Raw genomic sequence first — 21,076 nt, 5'->3', positions numbered from 1 at the left:
TCCGGTCGTCAGTGCAGGAGATACAGTGCGCGCCACGTTGATGGATCGTGCGGACGGCGAACAGATCGACGCCATCCTGACGCATCCGGCGCACCAGCAGACCCTGCGCGCCTTGATCGATCTGATCAGGGCCTTACGCGCTTGCCGCTCGGCTGAGGATATGTACCACTTCCAGGACCGGCTCCGCAGCATGGTCCTCGACACCGAGAAACACCGTGCCAGGATCAGCCAGCAGATCAAACGACTGGGTAAGCATCACACGCTCACAGCCGACGCGCCCGAGCTCGGCACTGGCTACGACCGCACCGACCTAGAGTCCTGGGTATTTGAAAGTGACGTCTACGAGCGGATCTGGCGCCAGCTCAAGTCGATCGCAGACGCACTTGCCTGGAAAGTCTTCGGTTACCAGCGCAACATCATCGTGGCGCTGTCGCGCGCCGACGCCCCCGGCCCGATGTACGGCAAGGCAGGCCTAGCCGCAGAGCTGGAGGTCATTGAGACGGCCTGGCGCGAGAACCGTGAGTTCGTGCTGCACCACGACCTGACTAATGTGATCCGTGTTGGCGACGTCACCGTCTTCCACTGTGACGGCCGGGCCTGGCTCCGCGAGATCAAAACCAACCAGCGGTACCGGGTGCCGGCCCAGGAGCGGCTGCTGGCCGACACGTCGCAGGTCCTCGCCGACGAGGCGGGCGAGTTGCCCAGCGGTCACGTACCGGTACGCACCACCATCGACTACCGCACCGACCTGGCGGGTCTGCGTGTCGTCCTCGGCTTGGCACATGCGCGGTCGGGGATCGCCGGTGGCGTTGTCTCGTCCGGACGCGCGGTCGTGGCGGCCAGTCAGTTCACCGCCGCCGGAACGTACACCGCCGAACAGTTCAGCGCCCGGTTCAGCGCCGAACTCGACCGGGTCCGCCGCCGCATCGGCGCCGACGACCCTGGGCACACGCTGACTCTGCTGAGCATTGACCAGGCCGGCCGTACCCTCGTGCGCCCGCCCTGGGCGATTTACCCGATCGCAGCCGAGGTCGCCGCAAGCCTCATCGCCGACGGCATGTTCTTCGCCGTCTGTATGAACCCGCACAAGATTATCGACGCGCTGGCCAAGGCCGGTGTCCAGGCTTCCTGGTTGCAGCGCCTCGACGGCACGGAGAACCCTTCGAAGCCGTTGTTGCGCGTCGCCGCACGGTCTGGCAATCGGCTCTGGTCGACGTCGCTGAACTTCGCTGCGATCGCGGAGCTGATGCTAGAGCTGATCGATCTACGCACCTGGAGTCGGCAGGTCGCCGCGACGCTCAGTGGCGAGTTCCCTTTCGGCACCCGGCCATGGCCGTGCTTTGCCAGGGAAGCAAAAATCTGGGCCTGATCAATCGACCCTCAGTTGTTGCCTCGGATCCCGCACCAGCTGACGGTGATCAGCTATGCGACGTGTCGACGACGACGACGTCAGGCACGGCATAGCCTTTGAAGCCTCTGCCTAGGTCGGGATGATCAACGCCGACCGCGAGTTGTGGGCGCTGCCGGTGAGCAATGTGAAGTCGTAGTCCCCGTCGCCGTCGGGCGTCATGGCGTAGCCGGAGTACGCGCCGGTGAGGACGGGCAGGGTGGTCGCTGTGGTGTGGCGCGTGATGTACGTCCAGGCGTTGTCGACCAGGCGGACGCAAGCGATGCCGTGGGCCTTGGCGAATTCGAGAGCACCGCTCTGGAAGCCGGTGGCGGCCACCACGACACCCTTCTGGGCACCCGTGGACTGGAGCTTGGTGTGCAGCACCTGGACGTCAGAGCGTTTGACGGGGTCTTTGTGGCGCTTGCACTCGAACAGGATGAGGAAGTCCATGCCCGCCAACTGGAAGCGCGCCGTGACGTCCATGATGTAGGTCCCGTCCAGCCCTTCGACCGGATCGAGGTGTTTGACCTCCCAGTCAACCAGGTCGAGGTTCATCGACGTGGCGATCGCGGCGACCGCTTCCTCGTATGCCTTCGGCGTGATGTCGAACGACGGCCAATGATCTTCCTCGCCCGCTGCGGCAGTCGCGGTCGAAAAATCGTCGGTCATGGCGAGGTGCTCGCTTTCGGTGAGGAGTTAGTCGGTGGAGGCGGGCAGCAGATCGACGAAGTCGGTGCTGTCGTCGCCGTCACGGGCAGTCCGCGCGGCCTCCTGCAGCACGCGGAGCTTGCTGTGGTTGCCGTTGAGGCACGGCAGCAGGACATCATCGTCGGCATCGACGATCGCGGCAGGGTCGGTGAGCAACTTGGACGCAAGCCGTAGGTAATCCGTCCGGTCGAGCGCGGCACCTGCACGCTGGGCCAGCGGTACTAACTCGGCCGGAATGCCGAATTCGAGCTGGACGGGCAGGAGGCGGGCGAGGTCGTCGAGGCGGGCGTCGGGATGCAGGCAACGGGCGATCTCGATGACGGTGCCGACGACACTTTGGGTGCGATCGGCAGACGCCCGGGTCACGCCGGCGGCGTCCTTCGTCGGCATGTGCACCATGAGCTGCTGCTCAATGCGGCCGATCGGGACGCCACCCATCCACATCATGCAGGCCACAGCCCGTTTGGCCCGTTCGGCGGCCGTCTTGCGCTCCCTGCCGGGCATGGCTGCGAGCACGGGTCCGGCGATACCGTGGCGCTGCAACTCGCCGAGATAGGTCGCCTGCTCCCTTTGCCATCCCCTTGTATTGACCGGAGGACGAGCGGTAGTTACCTCGTCGGTCAGCTGGGCCGCTGCGATGATAGTGACGCGATTCAGTGCGCTCGGGTGCACAGTACGCAGGGCACGAGAGACCCGCGCGGCGGACACGACACGCAGACCGCTCTGGGACACGTAGGTCCCGAGCTCGGTCAACTCGAGCCCGTTCGGGCCGGATGACAGCAGTCCGGCATCGACAAGTTCGTCCAGAACAGCGGAGACGGTTGCCGTGGGGAATGGATCCGGTGCGCCCGCTAGCCGCTGCTGGTGCGCGGCGAAGCTGTTGGACAGGAACGCGATGACGTCGGCTTGGCTCAGGCCCGCCACGCCCTCGCGTCGCGAGGCGACCGCTACGACGCGCAACAACAACGTTGCGACATCCTGCTCGGGGTCCAGCAGCTGAGAACGCAGATCCTCCGGCTTACCGAGCACGTAGTCGCGCCACCGGCGGTCGCCGTCGATGCCGCCGCCAACGATCAATACGGCGCGGCCTCCATCGGTGAGCCCCAGCCGGCCAGCCCGCCCGGCGATGTTCTTGTACTCGGCGACCGAATACGGAGCTGTCTGAGTCGGCCCGGTCGGGTGATCCAGCTCCACGATGATCACGGTTTCGGCGGGAAGATTGACGCCCTGAGCCAGCGTTGTGGTGGACACAAGCACTCGGATGCCGCTGTCCGGGGCACGGAACTGGTCCTCGATGGCGATCTTCTCATCGCGCGCCAGGTCAGAGATGTGGAAGGCGACCCCACCGGCCAGGCACTGGCGCAGGTCGGCCCAGACGGCGCTGGGGTCGCCGCCCGCCAGGCCTTCCAGCGCCGCCTTCGCTTCCGGCAGGCTCAGACTTTGCGCAAGATAGCGAGCGCAGCCGCGGGCCGCTCCCCGAGTGCTCCGAAAGACGATGACTTGTTGACCCTCGCCTACCAGTTTGCGCACCAGCGGAATGATGAATTCCTGGTTGCGCTGCGTCCATCCGGTCGGCGCGATGAGCTGCTCGGATGCTTCTTCGCCATCGGCATCGATGTACCGGTAGGTCCCATCAGGACCGAGTACCCCTTCGAGTAGCGGCACCGGCCGCTCGGTCCGGGCGATGACGTTCGCATCGAGCCAGCTCTCGAGACCACCGAGGTCGCCGAGCACCGCGGATAGCGCGACGACCTGCGGTGCGACACCTTCAGGACGGCGCGCCTTGAGCACAGTGAGGAGGAACTCGAGGTAGGCGCCACGGCCAGAGTCGACGATCGTCTGAACCTCGTCGATGACGATGACGGAGAGCAGCTTGAGTAGGTGCGGGTTACCCAAGGCCAGACCAGCGAACTTCTCGTAGGTCAGCACAGCCAGGTCGAACTGTCCCTGCAGCAGCGCCGGCACGTCGTCGGCGGTTTCCCCCGTGGCCCGGATGGTCTGCAACCCGATCGGCCCGTATGTGCGCGTGAACCTCGCGTACTGCTCGTTGACCAGCGCGCGGGTCGGCAGCAGGAACACCGACCGCCCGCCCATCTGGGCAGCGCGGATAGCGGCGAGTTCCCCGATCATGGTCTTGCCGGATGACGTAGGAGCCGTCACCAGGACGTTCGCCCCGGCGAGCAGCCGCCCCTGGTTAATCGTGTCGACCTGAAGATCATTGAGCTTCTCGATGCGCGCCGCCCAGGTGTCCAGAACGATCTGCGGGATGCCGTGGCCACGGAGGCTCGTAAGGTCACCGGTCACCGGAGCGAGTACGGACGAAGGGAATTGCGCCGAATAGAGCGGGCCGGTATCGGTAAAGGCCGGCCACAGCAACTCCCCGTCCATCTGACCCCGCAGGCTCGGATCCTGCTCGGCGGCCACCGTGCCGGATGCCTTCGCCTTGACCTCGCGGGTCACGAACGCCAGCAAGTCGTAGAGGCGAACCTGCCCGCCTTCCCTGGGCGCCGCGCCCAGCAAGGCCCGCACCAGGTGATAGGTAAGCAGCCCGTGCCCCAGGTGAGGGTCCTCCCACGCCTCCTGCTCGCCGGTCGCCGCGGCCAGGATCAGCCGTCCGGTCCCAGCCATCCGCTCCAACCGTGCGTCCGTGGACTCTGGCAAGCCGTGCAGGCCGCCGCGGGGTACGAGCGGGGCGTTCAGAACCTTCGCTCCCGCACCTCCGGCGAAGCAGCAGTCCAAGACCACGACTAGTTGCCGGGCCGGAATCGCGCTCACCAGGTCCGTGAACTGGTCAAGCGGCAACGACGTCGAGGGCAGGTTGTTCGGGTCGGCGTCGTAGGTGACCAACTCATGGGTCGTGCTGCCATGCCCGGAGAACGAGATGACTACGACATCCTCGGACGTGGTGCGGGTCTGGAGCTCCACGAGAGCGGCCACGACAGCGTCGCAGGTGGCGTCCCGGTCCACCAGCAACGTGGTGTTGGTGTCGCCAAGGTTGTCGGAGAAGAGGGCGTGCAGCGCCTTCGCATCACGCGACGCCGATGCCAGCCGCCGCACCGACTTGGAGCGGTACCGGTTGATACCTACGAAAAGACCATGAAACTGCCGCGCCGAAGCCGCGGCCGGGCTACCCGGCATTCACGCCTCCACGATGTGAAAGTAATTCGTGCCGTTTCCGGCGAAAGCCGTGCCCGACCACGCTCTCGACGCGCCGACCTACCCACCAGTCAGGCGGCACTCGAATCGAGCAGCGGCGGCCAACGTTATCAGGGAACGAAATCAATGAGCCATTTCCCTCCTGATGGTGTAGGTCAGGATAGGTGACGCCTTGGAGCGATCAGGACATTCTTGGCCTCGGCCCGGATTGCGGCGATCGAGGCGCGTCCGCGCTAGGGGAGTCCCGTCCAGCGTGCGGAGCGGGAGCCTCCAGCTGTTACTTCGACCTGGGACTAGTTCGCCCTACTTGGGTGATCATGCGTGCGAACGAGTCTGGGGTGACAATCGGGATGCCGTAGCTCCGCGCTTTGCGTGCTTTGCCGGACAGGCTGTCCGGGTCCGCTGCGATGAGTAGCCGAACTTTCTTAGTGATGTTGGAGTGCGGAACGTATCCCGCTTGGCGCGCGCGTGCCTCCCACGTCTGTCGGTCGCCATCCATCTCGCCTGTGAAGACGACCAGGTCGCCTGGCTCGAGTGTGAACCGCGCGATCGCTGGATGGGTCTCCTTTGATGCCTGTTCGAGGGCTTGGTCCGCGTGTTCGGGTGGTAGTCCTAGGAGCGTTGTGACGAGGTGAAGTTCCTGCCGTTCGGCGTCGGTGACGACGCCGTCGGCGAGAGCGGCCTGGGCGAGTGCGGTGAGGTAGTCGAGGTGCAATCGCTCGGCATCCGCCCGTTGCAGTCCAAGATCGGATGCGAGTTCCACCAGTGCGTCCGCCTCGGAGGCGGAGATGTGGTGATCGATCAGTGCCTGATCAAGCAGTGCCAGGTAGGAGTCAGCGGCCGGTTGGGTTACCCGAGGCATCCGGTCGAGGATCCGGCTGAGGAAGTGGGAGTCACGCTCGGCGGAGACGCCTCTGCGAACCCAGGCCGCGCCTGTGTCGGAGATCTGCCCCCATGACGCTTTGGACGCGATCGTGAACAGGTGGTGCCAAGGGGTGACCGTGCCGGTGCGCGTGATGTAGTGCCGGAGCAACTCGGCGGCGGCCCGCGCGTCGATCAGAGCATCGTGGTGACCGTTCAGCGGGATGTCAGCCATGGCGCAGCATCCAGGGAGCGTGCGAGGGGCGTCCGGCAAAAAGTGCGCTGCCCACGACATCGTGCAGACACCGTGGTCGTCACTCAGCGGTGTCGTCATGCCGAGGCGGCCGAATTCATGGGTAACGAAGCGCAGGTCGAACGGGAGGTTGTGAGCGCTGACGATTCTGCCCCGTAGCAGGTTCGCGACGGATCCGGCGATTTCGCCGAACGCCGGCGCATGGCGGACGTCAGCCGCGGTGATGCCGTGAATGTGCTGCGGGCCGAGATCCCGCTCGGGGTTGACCAGGGTGGTCCACTCGCCGGTGATCGCGCCGGCGGGATCGAGGTGAACGATTCCCACCTCGATGACCCGGTCGTGCCGGGATGGCCGTAGGCCGGTTGTTTCCACGTCGATGACCGCGTAGCCGAGCGCGTCGTCCGTCCTGAGCATTGTGGTCCCTCCCAGTGTAGCCCGGAAAAAGATTCCAGCGCGCACAGAAAGGATGAGGAGAAACCGGCATAGTGCAATCGGTCCGTTATTCAGCACCATGTCAGGGTGAATAGTCATGTCGGTTAGGGAACATTCGACGGCTCAATCGTGCAGGCGTGTTCCCTCGTCCGCGACAGCGGGTATGACGGCCGACCAAGAGGACAGCAGATCAGGCGATTAGGACATAGCGATCCATTGAGGCGATGGACTTTTTGGCTTCGCCAGGGCGCAGGCGCACCGATCGCGTACGGTCGTGTTCACATGTCATCCCGGCCATACGGAGCTTTCGTGACTCACAAGTTTCCGCTGGACCTTCGTTTGACGAAGAACGGTTGGCAGCCTGCCGAATTCTGCGCGGATGCCCCTGGCAGCGTCACTATCGTTGACCATCTCCGCAACGAGGGGTGGGATCGCTTCGCGTCGATGGGTGATCTCGACGATGGACTCAGCCTGGAGGCGTGGCACCGCCCTCGGGTGGAAGGCCTTGTGGCGGGAACATCCCGCACCAGGATGCGCCACTCGGTGTCGTCATGATCCTCGAACAGGAAGTAGTCGACCATCCCTGGGCAGTCGGTGACCAGGTGGTCCAGGAAGGCATCGAACCTTGCCCGGCCAAACGTTCGTGGCGTTCACGCGGCGTTGTCGTCGACCCCACGGCCCGGTGCCGTGTTCGCTGCAGCCCCGTGGGTCAAGATCCACGACCATGACCGGTCGGCGTTGTCCCGGGTCTGGATGACGAAGGCGTACTGGCCACCGGTGGCGCTCATGCACGCCAGTCTGATCGCCCACACGGACAAACCACCATGGCAACGCCTCACACAGGCCGCATTGATGTCGCCGCCGCAGCGGGTGTCGACCGCGGGGTTCAGCGGCAGCCGATCAGAGTGGGCCGCTTATCCGCGGTGCGGTCGGGGGTCGTGGTGGGCTGCCGGCCCCTACACATTGTTCGACGGCGGAGAATCTGATTCGCTCCTGCTCCAGCCGAACGGCCGGGCCGTGGGTCTGGGTGGTGAGGGCTTGGTAGAGCGCGGCTTCCGCGGGTGTCAGATGCTCAAGGCGGTGGCCGCTCTGGGCGGGTTCACGTGTCCAGTGCGGGCGGTGGGCGAGGAGGGTGGTCTCGTCCATGAGCATCGAGGTTGTGTGGGGGAATCGTGCCCGAAGCCGGTCCAGGATAGCGAAGCCGTGGGTGTCGATGTCGCCCCAGTAGATGAGGTCGGTGTGGTTGAGCCATGCCAGGGATTGGAGCAGCGCGACGGAGTAGCCGCTGCCGAAGATGGCGATCGCGTTCGGGACTGGCGGGAAAGCCAGGTAGGTGATCTCGTTCTCGACAATGAACACGGTCGTGACGCTGGCAGGTCTGGTAGTGAAGTCGCTGGCGCGGACTGTCAGCTCGGTGAAGCCCGCGATGGCGGCGCCATCGAGGAAACGGAGGCGAATGTAGTCGGGTTTCTTTTTGAACCCGTAGCGGCCTTCGAAGTCTGACCTGGGGCGATCGTGATCGATTCGCTCTGGTTCGAGTTGGGCGTCGAGCAGAGCAGACAGTACCGCCTTGTGGCGTTCGACGAACTTGGTGTCGACACCGGGCACATCGATCTGTCGTAGGTACAGTTCGCCTGGTGTGGCCCGTTCGTGGATCCACGCGACGGTCGCGTTCATCTCGGGCCATCGGTCGGCGATCTCAAGGACTTTCATGGGGTTGATGGCCATCCAGGCGGCGACACCGGGTAACTCGGTCGCGGCTAGGTGCTCTTGGAAGCGTTTGACGTCGCCGTGCACGTTGAGCAAGGTCCACAGCTGGTCGTAGTCGTCGATCCAGGCTCGGGCGGGGAGGTTGTTGGTGCCGAGTGTGCGGCCGCCGGCCTGTTTGAATTCCACTCGGACGGAGCGCGTGGCTTCCCATTGGCTGACCCAGCGGCGGACCTGGTCGAAGCGTGCTGCGAGTTCGCCTGCCTTCGGCCCGTGGATCGGAAGTGAGAGGGGCTCCCACGTGGTACCGCTCGCGAGCATGCGGAGGTATGTGCCGGCCGTCCAGCGTTTGCGCAGGATGCTGTGGATGTCTTGTGGGGTTGTCCAGCTCATGGGTTCGCCTGCTGGAGTGTGTGTGCGAGCTGTCGGGCCTTGTATTCGGAGATCGTGAGTGTCTGGAGCCTTGAGTATTGACCGTTGACGTTGTCGACGTAACCGACAGCGGAGACGTAGGGCTCGATCACGTGGATCTTCTGCAGGGGAGTGACGATCATCAATTGAAGCCCGAGATTGCGGAACAGTTTGAGGGCGAATCTGGTGGATTCGTCCGAGCCGCGGCCGAACGCCTCGTCGATGACGGCGAATCGGAAGGTCTTGGATCGTGTGACGCCCCACTCGAGTTTGAACTGGTAGGCGAGCGAGGCGGCGAGGATGGTGTAGGCGAGCTTCTCTTTCTGGCCGCCCGACTTGCCGCCGCTGTCGGAGTAGGTCTCATGTTCGGTGTCGTCCTGACGCCAGCGTTCGGAGGCGGAGAAGACGAACCAGTTGCGGACGTCGGTGACGCGCTTGGTCCATGCCTTGTCGGTCTCGGTGCGTCCTTCGCGGCCTTTGAACCGTTCAATAAGATGGCTGACCTGGAGGAACCTCTCCTCTGAGTATTGGTCTGAGGCGTGTGAGGACAAGGCGCCTGCCGTGCATTCCCGCAACTCCGTTCGGAAGTCCCTGATATCGGTGTTGGGGCTGCGCTCTGCCTGGAGCCGGATGAAGCGGCCAGGGTTGTACTCGACGGCGAGGAGTGAGTCGTTGATGGTGGAGACCCGCTGGCTGATCAGCGCTTCCTGCTCGGCGAGCTTTGAGCTGAAGGTCGCGATGTCACGGATGGTGTTGGTATTGAGGTAGGTCTTGAACTGCTCGCGGAATCTCGGCAGATCGTCTGCGACCAGGCGAGTGTGCAAGTCCCGGTAGGCGGGCGCGGACAGCACCGAGTCGTCGAATTCGACGGTTTCCACGGGGTAGCGCCTGCGGAACTCGGTCATCCGGGTCACGATGCGGGTGCCGAGATGGCTTTGCGCTCTCGTCTGCCGGTCGATCTGCCCGCTCAGCGTGGCCGCAGCCCGGTTCTCCGCTCCGTCGCAATCGGCTGGAGTGAGGTCAGCCATGCCGGGGAAGCGTCGGGCAAGGTCAGGGAAATACTGCCCGGCCGCGGCGGCTGCCGGCTCTGCCGAGATCGCGCCGGCTTTACGTCCGTCGGTTTCGGAGTCTTTGAGCTGTCCTTTCAGCTCGCCGATTCCGAGGGTGCACGTTTCCTGGGCTCCTTCAGCATCCTGGATGGCCTTGCCAGTCGCGGTGATCTCGCGTGTCAGCCGTCCGAGTTCGTGGGAGTCTTCCTGTAGTTTGCGCTGCTCCTCCTCCAGGTCAGAGATCAACCTGACCTGCTGCTGCCAGTCGAGTTCGGTGAAGTCGGTGGTCTGGGTGAGGACCCTGAAGATCTGCCCATGCTCAATGGCGGTGTTCCGGGTGGTGTGCAATTCTTCACGTGCTTGGGCCAGCCGGTTCATCTTGTGCTCCAGCTCGACGGCCTGTCGAAGGAGGGCGTTGATCTTTTGCTCGTTGGTCCAGCCGAGGACGTAGTTGCTGTGGTCGTCGATGCGGTAGCGGTCATCCTTCTCGTGTCGGCCTCCGGCGCCTTTGAACTGGCCTGCCGTGGTGATCGCCTTGGGAAGGCGGCGGAACTCGGCCATGGTCTCGACACAGGTGTATCCGGCTCGGATGGTGAGCTCTCGTTCCAACCATGGGTAGAACTCGCAGTCCTTGATCTCGAGCTTGTCTGCCAGTAATGGGCCTGTGACGCCTTGGCTGGGTGTCCTGGCAGGGACAGAGTCTGGCACCCGGTAATAGACGAGCCGGGTGTCCAGATGATGGTCGTTGATCCAGTCTGAGACATCGGTGTACACGTCGTGGGGCACCAGCATGGACAGTGCGAAACCGTGCAACAGACGTTCGGCCGCGCCTTCCCAGCGGCTTTCCTCCGGCCGGACCTGGATCAGCTCACCGGCGAAGGGCAGGTCTTCCTGTTTGAGGTCGAGTTCATCGCAGAGTCGGCTGCGGAGGTCCAGGATGCGGCTGGGAATGTTGTTCTTGCGTGCGCGCAGGCTGCGGATCTCGTTGCCGACCTCTTTGAGATGTTGGTCGAGCTGTTTGGTGTCCACTCCGAGAGTGTCGAGTTGGGATTGCGCCGCGCCGAGTCTCGCTCTTGCGGCATCGGCGGCCTCGCTGATCTGCCGCATCCGGGTGGCGAACTGGTCAGCGGTCTCGATCGGACGGAGGCCGACCGTGGTCAGCCCCTCGGCGAAATCCTGTGCTTTGGCCAAGCGTTGGCTTTTGACGACGCCGGCCTCGTTGATCAGTTTCTCGATGTCGCTGAGGCGGGCTCCTCCCTTGCCGTCACGCTCGAGGTTCAGCGTGTTGTGGCGCCTGCGCAGCCGATCGATTTCTTCCTTGTGGTCGGCGAGCACCGATTGCTGCGTAGCCAACTGTTCGCTGAGCTTGCCTATCCGCTCTTGCAGGAGCGTCGACTTGCGGTCGGCGAAGAAGTAGCGGAGCGCGTCTCGCTGTCCGGTCAGACTGTTGAGCTCGTCGCGCAGCGCATCATGCTTGTCGCAGTCCTCCAGAAGCGGCGCGAGAGCTGTGAGTTGCTCCTCCGCGCTTTTCACCGCGTCGTGTGCACGGGTCAGGTCGTCGAAGTGTGAAATCAGCCGATTCGTCCAGGCTGCTGCGTCGAACGGCTCAAGCATGTGATGCCGGACGAATTCATTGAGGTCGCTGACAGACTTCATGGACACGGTCTGGTGGAACAGTTCCATGGCCTGTTCGGATTCGATCCCTAGCCTGCGCCGGAAGTCCCGGCCGTAGTCGGGGAACGCGTCGAACGTCTTGGCGTCTGCTGTACGAAGCCGCCGTCTGAGTGCTGCCATGTCGGTACCGAAGTCGGAGAAGTCGCCGGCGATGGACATGTCGCGGTTGGCCGTGGCGTAAAACCGGGTGGGTTGGTTGGCGTCCTTCATCCAGAAGACCTGGGCGAGGGTGACGGTCGTGTTGTAGCCCTCGTTGGTGAACACTCCGAGGATCACCGAGAAGGAGTTGGGGTCGCGCAGCGGCACCGGCTGGGAGACGCCGGTCTCCTCGTTGCGTTGCGACTTGTAGTAGCCCAGGACGTATGAGCGGAGATTGCGCTCTTTAGCCTCGCCACCGGCGGCCTTGTTGTAGGCGATGCGGTTGGCGGGCAGCAGGAGCGTGGTGACGGCATCGACGATCGTGGACTTTCCTGAACCGATGTCGCCGGTAAGCAGCCCGTTACGGCCATCGATGTGGAAGGTCCACACGCGGTCGGTGAAGGTGCCCCAGTTGTAGAGTTCGAGCCGCGTCAGCCGGTGGCCGACGAGGTTGTCCGCGTCTCCAAGCTCGACCGCGCTGAACAGAGCATCGGTCACTGCGCCTCCTCCACCTGTTCGGTGTATCGCGTGAGGCCTTCCTCGAAACCAGCCAGCCATTGACCGTCGACGAATGCCTTGAGGATCCGGCGTACCTCGAACAGGCCGTCCTGGCCTTTGACTCTGCGCAGGAACCCCAGCTCGATCACCTTGTTGACGTGCATGTCGACCTGATCGACGAGCCGGGCCTCGTTGCTGCTGTCGGGCAGGAACATGGTGAGCATGTCCGCGATCTGGTCGCGGGTCAGCATCAGCCGGGTGTCGGCACCGCGGGCGTCGGACTCGGCGAGCCGTTTGCGTAACAGAGCCAGCAAGAGGCTGACATGGAACGACAGGGATCGTCTTGGGATCAGGCGTGGCGGGGCATCGGGATCGTCATCGTCGTCGCGGGAACGCAGGAAGGCGTAGCCCTCGGCCTCGTCGATGATCAGGGTCAGGCCGATCACCGCGACGTGATCGCGGACCTGTGCGTGGAGGTCAATCAGGTGCTTCCACGCCTTTTCGTGGGTGTCCCGGTAGACGACGCCTTTCATCACCTGTGTGACGGCCAGCGACAGCTCCGCGCTCATTTCTGGCCTCCGCTCGTGCGGTTGTAGGTGACTCTCGGCAGGGTCACAGTCCGTTCCGCTCCCCCGGAGTCGTTCCAGGTCACTTCATCGGTCTGCGACTCGTCGTAAACAAGCTGGAAGGCGTCATCGGAGATCGACAGGTAGGTGACGAGTTCGGCCAGCCCTTGAGTCAGCGGCTGATCGCGGATCAGCTCGACCAGATCGACTTGGGACCGGCTCTGCAGTGCGCGCCGCACGCCTGCCGACAGACGTTCGGGGTCCACGTAGAACTGGTCGAACAGCAGGTCGGCAGGGAACTCCTCCTGGTCGTCCCGGATGGATTCGCTGTTGATCAGTGGCTTGGGACGGGGCAGGTAGAGCGGGCGTTCCATTGGCAGGCCAAGTTCGGGCGCGGTGCCGGCGAGCTCGGTGGTAACTGATACCGCACGATCCTCTCGGACGGTCAACGCGAGCTTCTCGATGTTGCGGATGATGTCCGCCACCCTGCGGTTCTCGGCCCATACCTGATCATCGAGGAACCGTCTCAGCTGCTCCGACAACTGCCGCACTGTCGCCTGAGTGCGTTCGCTCGCATCCAGCCAGTCGTAGTGCACGTACCGCATCCGGGGATCCGGATCGGTGATTTCGTCGAGGCCCTGAACATGCTCGAGCAACGTGGAAAGTTCCTCCTGCCGTGAACTGGACAGCAGAAAGTCGTGGAACGCCTGGAAACTTTTTCCTTGGTCGGAGTCGGCGATGCTTTCCCGGTTGCCGAGAATGTCGTCGAGCAGTGCCCCTTTTGAGCCGTCCCAGGTGGAGATCTTCTCCCGCAGGCGCCGGTCGAGCAGCCGGAAGTTCGCCTCGACTTCCCGGAAATCCGACAACAACTCCCGGGCTGTCGTCGTGAGCTGCTGGTAGCGGTCACGTTGCGATGACGGGTCAAGGATCTCGAATTGGCCAGTTTCGACCTGCTGGATCTGGTTGTCGATCTCCGTCCTGCGCCGGTGCAACTCTTGCAGGCGGGCGTGCGGGCTGGTCTCCGCCCCGAACACCATCTGCCGCAGCAAGATGAAGATCGTATTCAACCGCGACTCGGTCCCGACAAAGGATCGACTGGTCAGGGCACGCACCCAGCTGAGCGCCTTCTCCACCGCCGGAGTGGCATCATAGAAAGGCTCGTCCGAGCCGTGCGGATAGTATTTGCGCAACCATCCGGCTTCAGGTGCTGCCCAGTCGTCCAAGTACGCTTTGGCCGTTTTGGGGAACGTGATGCCACGCTCGTTGAGCGCGTACAGTTCGTCATCCAAGCGGCCGGCGAGATCGGTCGCTGAGATGGACCGCACGTTCTCTGCAACGAAAATTCGTTCGAGAAAGGTCAACACCAGTGGCGCATTGTCGGCGCGTAGCAACCTCCACGCCGGACTGTGCTTCCGTAGCGAGTTGATCTCCTCGTAGTCCATAGCGCGGCAATGGTATGTCGCATCACTGACATTCCAGGGCGGCTATCGCCAAAGCGTGGTGCCGGCAGTAGAAGCGTCGCGAAAATTGTCATCTTCTACACGCGGCGACCCGGTTCACGATCTGCAGGGCGCGGCTGCGTCCACGATCGGTCTTCCAACGCCGGAAGAGGCGGTGTGGCCGCGCAAACCGCAGGCTGATGATTCGCCGGACGGCGCTACGGAGCAGAGGGTCAGTTCAGTTCCTGACGCAGATCCCTCCACCGCAACGCCGGGGATCAATCTTTTCGACGCCACGACGGATCTGGCGAATCCGCGCCAGACGATGCCGGGCCGGGATTAACCTCCAGAACCTTCACTCTGGAACTCCGTCAGGGCTGGCGTGCAGGGATGGCGATCACTTCGAGGTCCACGTGATACTGCTCCTGCAGCGCGATCGCGGTATGGGCCAACGTGATCTGCGAGAACGGGAAGAGCGTGTCGGCGGTCAAGGCCTCGCCGCCCTTCAACAGGATCGCAAGTACGATCTTTTTGGGCTGGAAGTCGTCCGGGATGGTACGGCCCCGGTCCTGTCGCGCGACAAGTTCGGCGAACTGTGCGAGCGCTTGTGTCGAGTGGGCCAGGACCTGCGCGGATACGAGCGCCTGGTAGAACAGATGGCTCAGCGGTGACGAGCCTTCGGCCTTTTTCACGTGGATGAGTTCGTCGTTGGGCCCGAGCAGGTCGCAGATCTCGATCCAGTTTCTCTTGTTCAGCGGATTACGGACGCCCTTGCGGTCCAGGCACACGTAGCCGTCGCGGAGCCCAGGAACTTTCTTGTTGTATTCGCCTTCGGTCCAGTTCGCCGCCCAACCGGGCAGGTCCAACGACGGTGGCGCAGACAGGATGCGGACGATATGTCCGCGGATGCCGTCGAGATAGGTCTGGCTAATCTCGTACCAGTGCCCATCCAGCAGGTGGAACCGACGGGAGTCGATGGAGCAAGTGGCCTCGAGCCACTTGATCGCCGCAGAGCCGGCGATGGGATCTTTGCCGTCGCCGGAGGCGCACACCTGGATTCTGCTCTTCTTCAGCGCCTGGACCCGGTTACCGGCAGGTTGCTTCTGGAGCGGAGCCGTGATCGTCTCCAGTTGGAGATGGTCGTGAGCGGTGGCACGCGCACCCGGGATCCTGACCAGGTACGACTGCGTATGGGCGAGATGAGTCAGGACGGTGGTTGGAGCAGCAAGTGCCAGGAGGCTCTCGCTGCTGGAATCGCGGCTGAGCATCTTTTCCAGAGCGGCGTCGAGTCGCTCCCGGGTTCGTCTGTCACTGACGGGCTGCACCTGGTCGACGAACTCGAGCAGTACGTGAGGAGGCCGGCGGGCGCAGGTCTCGGCGATTGCCCTAATGTCCGCGATCAGATCAGCAGGGCTCAGAGCCAGTCGCAGGCGAAGCCCGGATGATCCTTCGACGCGGGCGGTCCGCCCTGTCTGCCGGCGGAAGGTCAGATCCGCCTGATCCAGCCCGCCGCCGAGGCGGCGGACGATCTCTGCGGGTTCGAGACCGAAGCTGAAGACTGGCAGGCCGGCCGGGACGTGCGTGAAGTCGGACCTGCCACGAGCGGCGGGGAACCGCCGGACCAGGTCATGGATGTTGTAGGGGTCGACGGCGCGCACGGCGAACTGCAGGCCGAAACGAGGGTCCTTGTGCTCATCCGCCAGGAGATGACGGCCATGAGTGCCGAACCCGACGGCATAGACGACATCATCGACTGCGAGGACGAGCAACCCGCCGGACCGGCGTTCGTAGTGGGCGACCGGCAACCCGGTGGTCAGCGAAGCATCGGCACACCATTCGACGGGTTCGTCGGGGGCCAGGCAGCCGTCCACCCATAGAGCGGGCACCTCCAAGGCGGTGGGGATGCGGAGATCAGCGCCCATTATGTCGGCGAACTCCAGGTCGACCGCATCAAGCAGGGCATCGGGGCGCACGTCCGGCAGACGGTGCAGGGTGACCAGGCGGGTCGGCGTACGAGGATGCGCAGGGGGCATGGGGCATCACGCGCTTTCGGGGGGAAGAAAGGCCGCGGAGCAGATCGCGGCGCGCCGACGGCCGTCACAGGGCGGTAACGACCGTTCAGTAATTCTGCGGTGATGCGCTGCGCTTTTCCTGCTGGTCAGCACGAATGGCTAAATGTGACAGGTTTCCTGGTATTGCTATAGCTCGATACGCCATGAGCACATAGCCCGAACAGGTCTTCACAGGCAGTTAAAGATATGCATGCCAGCCCGGGACGCTAATCGGTGATGCTCATGCTACCAAAAACAATTAATGCTTCTGCTGAGATGGTCTACATCGCTAGTGACAATCGAGATCATGGCGTCAAGTTCAATAAGAAGCTGCCCATATATCGACGGCTGCGTGGACGGCGTGGTTTACCCGTGGGCGCGTCAACAAGTAGAGGAATTGGCGCCCAGTAGCTCGCGCGGCAAAAGCGGGACCCCATCGGCATGATCAAGTCCAGGGTGACGCCAACGTGCCGCAGCCCCGTGTAAGGCGCCTATCCAGCCAGTGGCTCCCAGGTTCAGGGATGAGGTGTCAGCTTGCGGGATGCTGTACGACGAGGGTTCCGCCGAGCACGGACTTGGCCTTCTCCAGCGTGGGCCGGTTGTCGTAGTTGACGGTCCAGTTCCGCCCGGTGAGGAGGCTGATCCCTACGATGTCAGCGAATCCCATTTCCATCTCGATCTGCGTCTGGACGTCGCCTTCACGGTCGTAGATGGGCACCACAAGGTTGCCGTCCTTGCAGGTGCCTCTGTCGCGCGCGCCGGTGGCGTTCGCGATGGGCTCATAGTCGGGGCAGGTGATGCCGACGCTCTGGAGTTTGGCGACGATGTCCTGCGGCGATGAGTAGGACCCGACATCGACTGGTGGGCCGCTTGGGGTAGGCGGGACCGAGGGAGAAGCAACCCCGGTTTCCGAACAGGAGGTCACGAGCACGAGGACCGCGAATGCGACTAGTGGACGGCTGCATGTTGGCCGGGCGGGTCGCGCCGTCGTGCGGTGTTGCGGTTCACCGATCGGGCGCTGCAACGATCGAACGCGTGGTGTTCGGCATCGCGGTGAGCGCGCCCTCGGTTGGCGCTGTTGTGGCCGGCCGGATCAATCAACCGTTCGTGGCGGCGGATTCGCCTCCGAGCTGCCACATTTCGTAGTTGCCGCATTCCTCTGTGATCTCGGCGGTCGCCCGAGCCGCGGCGACGAAGTCGTCGACCAGAGGCGAGGTGCGTGCCGCCGGCACGGCGAGGCACACCTGTTCGGCGGACAGGTCTGGGATGGGCACGTAGCTGACGTCCGGATGGGAGTAGAACACGGTCGCTGAACGGGCCAGAAACGAGATACCGCGGCCGGCTGCGACGTGCTCGAGCGTCTCGTCCACCCCGCGCACCTGGTATCCGGCGTTCGGGTGCGGGCGCCTCGTGGGCTGCGTGCTCGGGTCGGCGTTCCAGACCAGCGGTTCGCCGGCCAGGTCGGCCTCGGTGATCTGTTCCTTGCCGGCCAACCGGTGGTCGGCGGGCAGCACCGCCACCCGCGGTTCGGTGTACAGCGGGGTGACGCGCAGGCCGGCCTCGTCGATCGGCAGCCGTACGTAGCCCACGTCGATGCGGCCGTCGAGCAGCATCGCGGCCTGTTCATCCCCCTCGATGCGCTGTACGTCGACGATCACATCCGGATGCCGGGTCTCGAACGCCCGTACCGCTGGTGTGACGGCGACACCGGCCCGGAAACCAACCGTCAGCCGCCGGGTGCCGCGCGCAGCAACGCTAACCCGGCGGCGGACCCCCTGCGCGGCGGCCAGTAGCGGGCCGGCGTCGTCCAGCAACTGCTGGCCCGCGTCGGTCAGCGTCACGCCGTGGCTGTCCCTGACGAACAGAGGGGCGCCGAGGTCATGCTCGAGCGCGCGGATCTGGCGGCTGAGGGCCGGCTGCGCGATGTGCAGGTCGTCGGAGGCGCGGCCGAAGTGCAACCTCTCAGCGACCGCGACGAAGTAGCGCAGCTTGCGTAAATCCAGATCCATCAGGCCTCCCCGTCTGGTGATGCCTTCAGGTTATCGCCACCACCACAAGAGGTCTTGGACACCGAGATCGGCCGGTGGCACGTTCGGGTCGAGCGCCGAACAGCGCGCTTCCCGAGGCGCCGATGATTTGTTCGTCGACGACCTTCGCAGCTTCAGAAAGGCATGACTCATGAGCGGCATCAGCATTGTCGGCGTGGGGGGCATGGCCCACGCCCTGGGCGCCCGCGTGGTCGCGGGCGGCAACGACGTCGAAATCATCGGCCGCGACATCTCCAAGGCCAAGGAGATGGCCGCGGCGCTCGGCGGCGGCGCTACGGCCGGAACGTTCGGCACCGCCCCAGCCGGCGACATCGTCATCCTCGCGGTCCCGAACGCCAGTGCCGTGCCCGTGGTCACCCAGTACGGTGACGCGCTGGCCGGCAAGGTCATCATCGACCTCACGAACCCGGTCAACGCCGACGCCACCGGGCTGGTCACCGCTGACGGCGCGTCCGCCGCACAGGCGATCGCCGACGCCGCCCCGGCGAGCGCACACGTCGTGAAGGCGTTCAACACCGTCTTCGGGCACACGCTGGTTCCGGGCCGCTCGCTGGACGTGTTGTTCGCCGGCGACGACGCTCAAGCCAAGGCAACCGTCTCGGCGTTCATCGAAAGCCTGGGGTTGCGCCCGCTGGATGCCGGAGGCCTGGAGATGGCGCACTGGCTGGAAGGGCTGGGCCTGCTGATGATCAGCCTCGCCCGAAACGGTGTCGGGACCTTCGACTTCACCCTCGGCATCAGCACTCTCCGCTGAACCGATCACACCCACACTTCTTCACCCACGGAGAGCCATATCATGCGCGTTCTTGTTACTGGTGGAACCGGCCACTCCGGTTCCCACATCGTCCCCGAGCTCGTCGCCGCCGGTCACGAGGTCACCGGCCTGGCCCGGTCGGACGGGGCGGCAGCGGCGCTGTCCGCGCTCGGCGCCAAGGTGCGTCGAGGCGACCTCGAGGATCTCACCGGGCTCCGGGAGACGGCCGCGGAGTTCGACGGCGTCATCCATGTCGCGCATCGACAGGACCTGCTCTTCTCCGGTGGAATCGATGCCGTGGCCGCCGCGGAGGTCCCCATCATGCTCGCCTACGGCGAGGCGCTGGAGGGAACCGGAAAACCGCTGGTCGTGGCCGGCAGCATCGGCTCGCCCGGGCAGCAGGGCCTGGGCCGGCCGGCCACCGAGGAGGACCCGGCCCTGCCCGTCCGCGACGAGCACAAAGGCACTCTGCATGCTCGTAATGTCGTGGAGTCGGCCGTGATCGGGCTCGCTGAACGAGGAGTGCGGTCGTCGGTCGTGCGGATCGCGAACATCGCGCACAGCACCACAGACAGTCGCGGGTTCCTCGTACAGCTGATCGCTCTGGCGAAGGAGAGAGGTTTCGCCGGCTACCCCGGGGACGGCGCGAACCTGTGGAACGCCGTGCACATCCGTGATGCCGCCTCCTTGTTCCGGTTGGCACTGGAGAAGGGGCCGGCGGGCCGGTATTGGCACGCGGTAGCGGATGAGGGCGTCGCGTTCCGGGAAATCTCCGAGGCGATCGGCAGCCGCCTGGGCCTGCCTGCCCTGAGTATTCCCATGGACGAACTGGTGTTGCCGGGATACTTCGGGTTCCTCGCCAACATCGTCACGCGCAGCTACCCGGCGTCCAACGCCATCACCCGTCAGGTCCTCGGGTGGGAACCGGTTCAGCCGCGACTGCTTGACGACCTGGACAACGGCCATTACTTCCCCGCCGGCTGACGGCAGGGTCTCGGATCGAAAGAGGCTGAGATCGTGACCACTGTGGGATTCCTGGGAAGCGGTGCCATCGGCGGCGCCCTCGCGCGGCTCGCCCTCGAAGCTGGGCACAAGGTCGTGCTCAGCAATTCGCGCGGCCCGGAGACGCTTGCTGACATGGTCGCCGCACTGGGGCCGCTGGCGTCCGCGGCAACCAGCGCGGAGGCTGCGGCGGCCGGTGAGATCGTGGTGGTCACGGTACCGGTCAAGGCCTTCGCTCACCTTCCGGCCGCGCCGCTGGCCGGGAAAGCGGTGATCGACACTTGCAACTACGGCGCCGAGCGTGACGGGCATATCCCGGAGCTCGACGGCACGTCCCTGACCTCGAGTGAGCTGCTGCTGCGGTACATCCCCAGCGCCATGATCGTGAAAGCGTTCAACAACATCTATTACAAGCACCTGCTGTCGCTTGCCCGTCCGGCAGGGGAGGCCGGCCGTTCGTATCTGCCGATCGCCGGAGACTCCGCGCCGGCGAAGGCGGTGGTGACCGGCTTCATCGAGTCCGTCGGGTACGGCGTGGTGGACTCGGGACCGCTGGCCGACAGTTGGCGGCAGGCGACGGGCACGCCGGTGTGGGGGACTCCGTACGGTCCGGTGTCCGATGAGCAGGGCCGGTCGGCAGGGGAGGAGGCCATCCGAACGGCATTGGCCTCGGCGAGGCGGTAATCGCAGGCGGCGTGAACCGGTTGACCTAGCCGACTAGGAGAACAGACCCCGGCGAAACGCTTCGGGGGGCTTCGTTTTCACGTAACAGCCGTGATCTCTAGCGTTGATGGAAGGTCGCGATGGCCGCTTCGAGGAGGCGAAGGTACGGGTCGCGTCTGCCTCATAGGGCATGTGCCGATTCATTCCGGCAAGACTGGGACGCTCAGGTTCGGCAACGCCGGTCGGTCGACGCTCACCGGAACAAATCTGAACCGG

15 protein-coding genes are annotated in these 21,076 nt (G+C 64.5%); 4 read left to right on the top strand and 11 right to left on the bottom strand.

Going from position 1 to position 21,076, the window contains the following annotated elements; all coding sequences use genetic code 11:
* Positions 1–25: 25 nt before the first annotated feature.
* Positions 26–1,369: a hypothetical protein gene (locus tag Pmi06nite_RS31210; protein WP_203956762.1), complete on the top strand. Its 1,344-nt coding sequence runs from the start codon at positions 26–28 to the stop codon at positions 1,367–1,369.
* Positions 1,370–1,480: 111 nt separating this feature from the next.
* On the opposite strand, the gene Pmi06nite_RS31205 is transcribed toward Pmi06nite_RS31210, so the two are convergent.
* The 11 genes from Pmi06nite_RS31205 to Pmi06nite_RS31155 all read right to left on the bottom strand — a co-directional run bounded on the left by Pmi06nite_RS31205 (position 1,481) and on the right by Pmi06nite_RS31155 (position 18,342).
* Positions 1,481–2,059, bottom strand: coding sequence for a restriction endonuclease (locus Pmi06nite_RS31205; protein ID WP_203956761.1), 579 nt, complete (start codon positions 2,057–2,059; stop codon positions 1,481–1,483).
* Positions 2,060–2,086: 27 nt separating this feature from the next.
* Complete coding sequence (locus Pmi06nite_RS31200) at positions 2,087–5,236, bottom strand: DEAD/DEAH box helicase (protein ID WP_203956760.1); 3,150 nt, start codon at positions 5,234–5,236, stop codon at positions 2,087–2,089.
* A gap of 295 nt (positions 5,237–5,531) precedes the next feature.
* A complete protein-coding gene (locus Pmi06nite_RS31195) occupies positions 5,532–6,782 on the bottom strand; it encodes an exonuclease domain-containing protein (protein WP_203956759.1) in 1,251 nt (416 codons plus the stop codon).
* 668 nt (positions 6,783–7,450) lie between these two features.
* Positions 7,451–7,588, bottom strand: a complete 138-nt coding sequence (locus Pmi06nite_RS31190) for a hypothetical protein (RefSeq protein ID WP_203956758.1) — start codon at positions 7,586–7,588, stop codon at positions 7,451–7,453.
* Between the two features lie 112 nt (positions 7,589–7,700).
* Positions 7,701–8,900 carry a Wadjet anti-phage system protein JetD domain-containing protein gene (locus Pmi06nite_RS31185; protein WP_203956757.1) on the bottom strand — a complete coding sequence of 400 codons (1,200 nt, stop codon included), beginning with the start codon at positions 8,898–8,900 and terminating at the stop codon, positions 7,701–7,703.
* Positions 8,897–12,277 carry an ATP-binding protein gene (locus Pmi06nite_RS31180; RefSeq protein WP_203956756.1) on the bottom strand — a complete coding sequence of 1,127 codons (3,381 nt, stop codon included), beginning with the start codon at positions 12,275–12,277 and terminating at the stop codon, positions 8,897–8,899. The genes Pmi06nite_RS31185 and Pmi06nite_RS31180 overlap by 4 nt, the downstream gene beginning before the upstream one ends.
* Positions 12,274–12,846 (bottom strand): DUF4194 domain-containing protein, encoded by a 573-nt coding sequence (locus Pmi06nite_RS31175; protein WP_203956755.1) that lies wholly within the window; start codon positions 12,844–12,846, stop codon positions 12,274–12,276. Before Pmi06nite_RS31175 ends, Pmi06nite_RS31180 begins: the two co-directional genes overlap by 4 nt.
* On the bottom strand, positions 12,843–14,285 hold the full coding sequence (locus Pmi06nite_RS31170) for a DUF3375 domain-containing protein (RefSeq protein ID WP_203956754.1): 1,443 nt from the start codon (positions 14,283–14,285) through the stop codon (positions 12,843–12,845). The genes Pmi06nite_RS31175 and Pmi06nite_RS31170 overlap by 4 nt, the downstream gene beginning before the upstream one ends.
* A gap of 368 nt (positions 14,286–14,653) precedes the next feature.
* Positions 14,654–16,255: a DUF6119 family protein gene (locus tag Pmi06nite_RS31165; RefSeq protein WP_203956753.1), complete on the bottom strand. Its 1,602-nt coding sequence runs from the start codon at positions 16,253–16,255 to the stop codon at positions 14,654–14,656.
* A 607-nt stretch (positions 16,256–16,862) separates the two neighbouring features.
* A complete protein-coding gene (locus Pmi06nite_RS31160) occupies positions 16,863–17,264 on the bottom strand; it encodes a hypothetical protein (protein ID WP_203956752.1) in 402 nt (133 codons plus the stop codon).
* 166 nt (positions 17,265–17,430) lie between these two features.
* Positions 17,431–18,342: a LysR family transcriptional regulator gene (locus tag Pmi06nite_RS31155; protein WP_203956751.1), complete on the bottom strand. Its 912-nt coding sequence runs from the start codon at positions 18,340–18,342 to the stop codon at positions 17,431–17,433.
* A 169-nt stretch (positions 18,343–18,511) separates the two neighbouring features.
* Between Pmi06nite_RS31155 and Pmi06nite_RS31150 the strand changes: the two genes are divergently transcribed.
* Genes Pmi06nite_RS31150 through Pmi06nite_RS31140 form a run of 3 tightly spaced genes read left to right on the top strand, consistent with a single transcriptional unit; the run spans position 18,512 to position 20,821 of the window.
* A complete protein-coding gene (locus tag Pmi06nite_RS31150) occupies positions 18,512–19,135 on the top strand; it encodes an NADPH-dependent F420 reductase (protein WP_203956750.1) in 624 nt (207 codons plus the stop codon).
* Positions 19,136–19,177: 42 nt separating this feature from the next.
* Positions 19,178–20,119, top strand: coding sequence for an SDR family oxidoreductase (locus Pmi06nite_RS31145; protein WP_203956749.1), 942 nt, complete (start codon positions 19,178–19,180; stop codon positions 20,117–20,119).
* 33 nt (positions 20,120–20,152) lie between these two features.
* Entirely contained in the window at positions 20,153–20,821 is a 669-nt protein-coding gene (locus Pmi06nite_RS31140; RefSeq protein ID WP_203956748.1) for an NADPH-dependent F420 reductase, read from the top strand.
* Positions 20,822–21,076 lie beyond the last annotated feature (255 nt).

The sequence above is a fragment of the Planotetraspora mira genome, assembly GCF_016863275.1.
Lineage (GTDB): Bacteria > Actinomycetota > Actinomycetes > Streptosporangiales > Streptosporangiaceae > Planotetraspora > Planotetraspora mira.
Note: the sequence above shows the minus strand (reverse complement) of the source record. Positions and strands in the feature narration are given on the sequence as shown.

Excerpts from the sequence above, each read along its gene's own strand:
- Pmi06nite_RS31170 (WP_203956754.1), bottom strand. The coding sequence starts at position 14,285 with ATGGACTACGAGGAGATCAACTCGCTACGGAAGCACAGTCCGGCGTGG.
- Pmi06nite_RS31155 (WP_203956751.1), bottom strand. The coding sequence starts at position 18,342 with ATGGATCTGGATTTACGCAAGCTGCGCTACTTCGTCGCGGTCGCTGAG.
- Pmi06nite_RS31150 (WP_203956750.1), top strand. The coding sequence starts at position 18,512 with ATGAGCGGCATCAGCATTGTCGGCGTGGGGGGCATGGCCCACGCCCTG.
- Pmi06nite_RS31195 (WP_203956759.1), bottom strand. The coding sequence starts at position 6,782 with ATGCTCAGGACGGACGACGCGCTCGGCTACGCGGTCATCGACGTGGAA.
- Pmi06nite_RS31205 (WP_203956761.1), bottom strand. The coding sequence starts at position 2,059 with ATGACCGACGATTTTTCGACCGCGACTGCCGCAGCGGGCGAGGAAGAT.
- Pmi06nite_RS31175 (WP_203956755.1), bottom strand. The coding sequence starts at position 12,846 with ATGAGCGCGGAGCTGTCGCTGGCCGTCACACAGGTGATGAAAGGCGTC.
- Pmi06nite_RS31185 (WP_203956757.1), bottom strand. The coding sequence starts at position 8,900 with ATGAGCTGGACAACCCCACAAGACATCCACAGCATCCTGCGCAAACGC.
- Pmi06nite_RS31190 (WP_203956758.1), bottom strand. The coding sequence starts at position 7,588 with ATGAGCGCCACCGGTGGCCAGTACGCCTTCGTCATCCAGACCCGGGAC.
- Pmi06nite_RS31145 (WP_203956749.1), top strand. The coding sequence starts at position 19,178 with ATGCGCGTTCTTGTTACTGGTGGAACCGGCCACTCCGGTTCCCACATC.
- Pmi06nite_RS31200 (WP_203956760.1), bottom strand. The coding sequence starts at position 5,236 with ATGCCGGGTAGCCCGGCCGCGGCTTCGGCGCGGCAGTTTCATGGTCTT.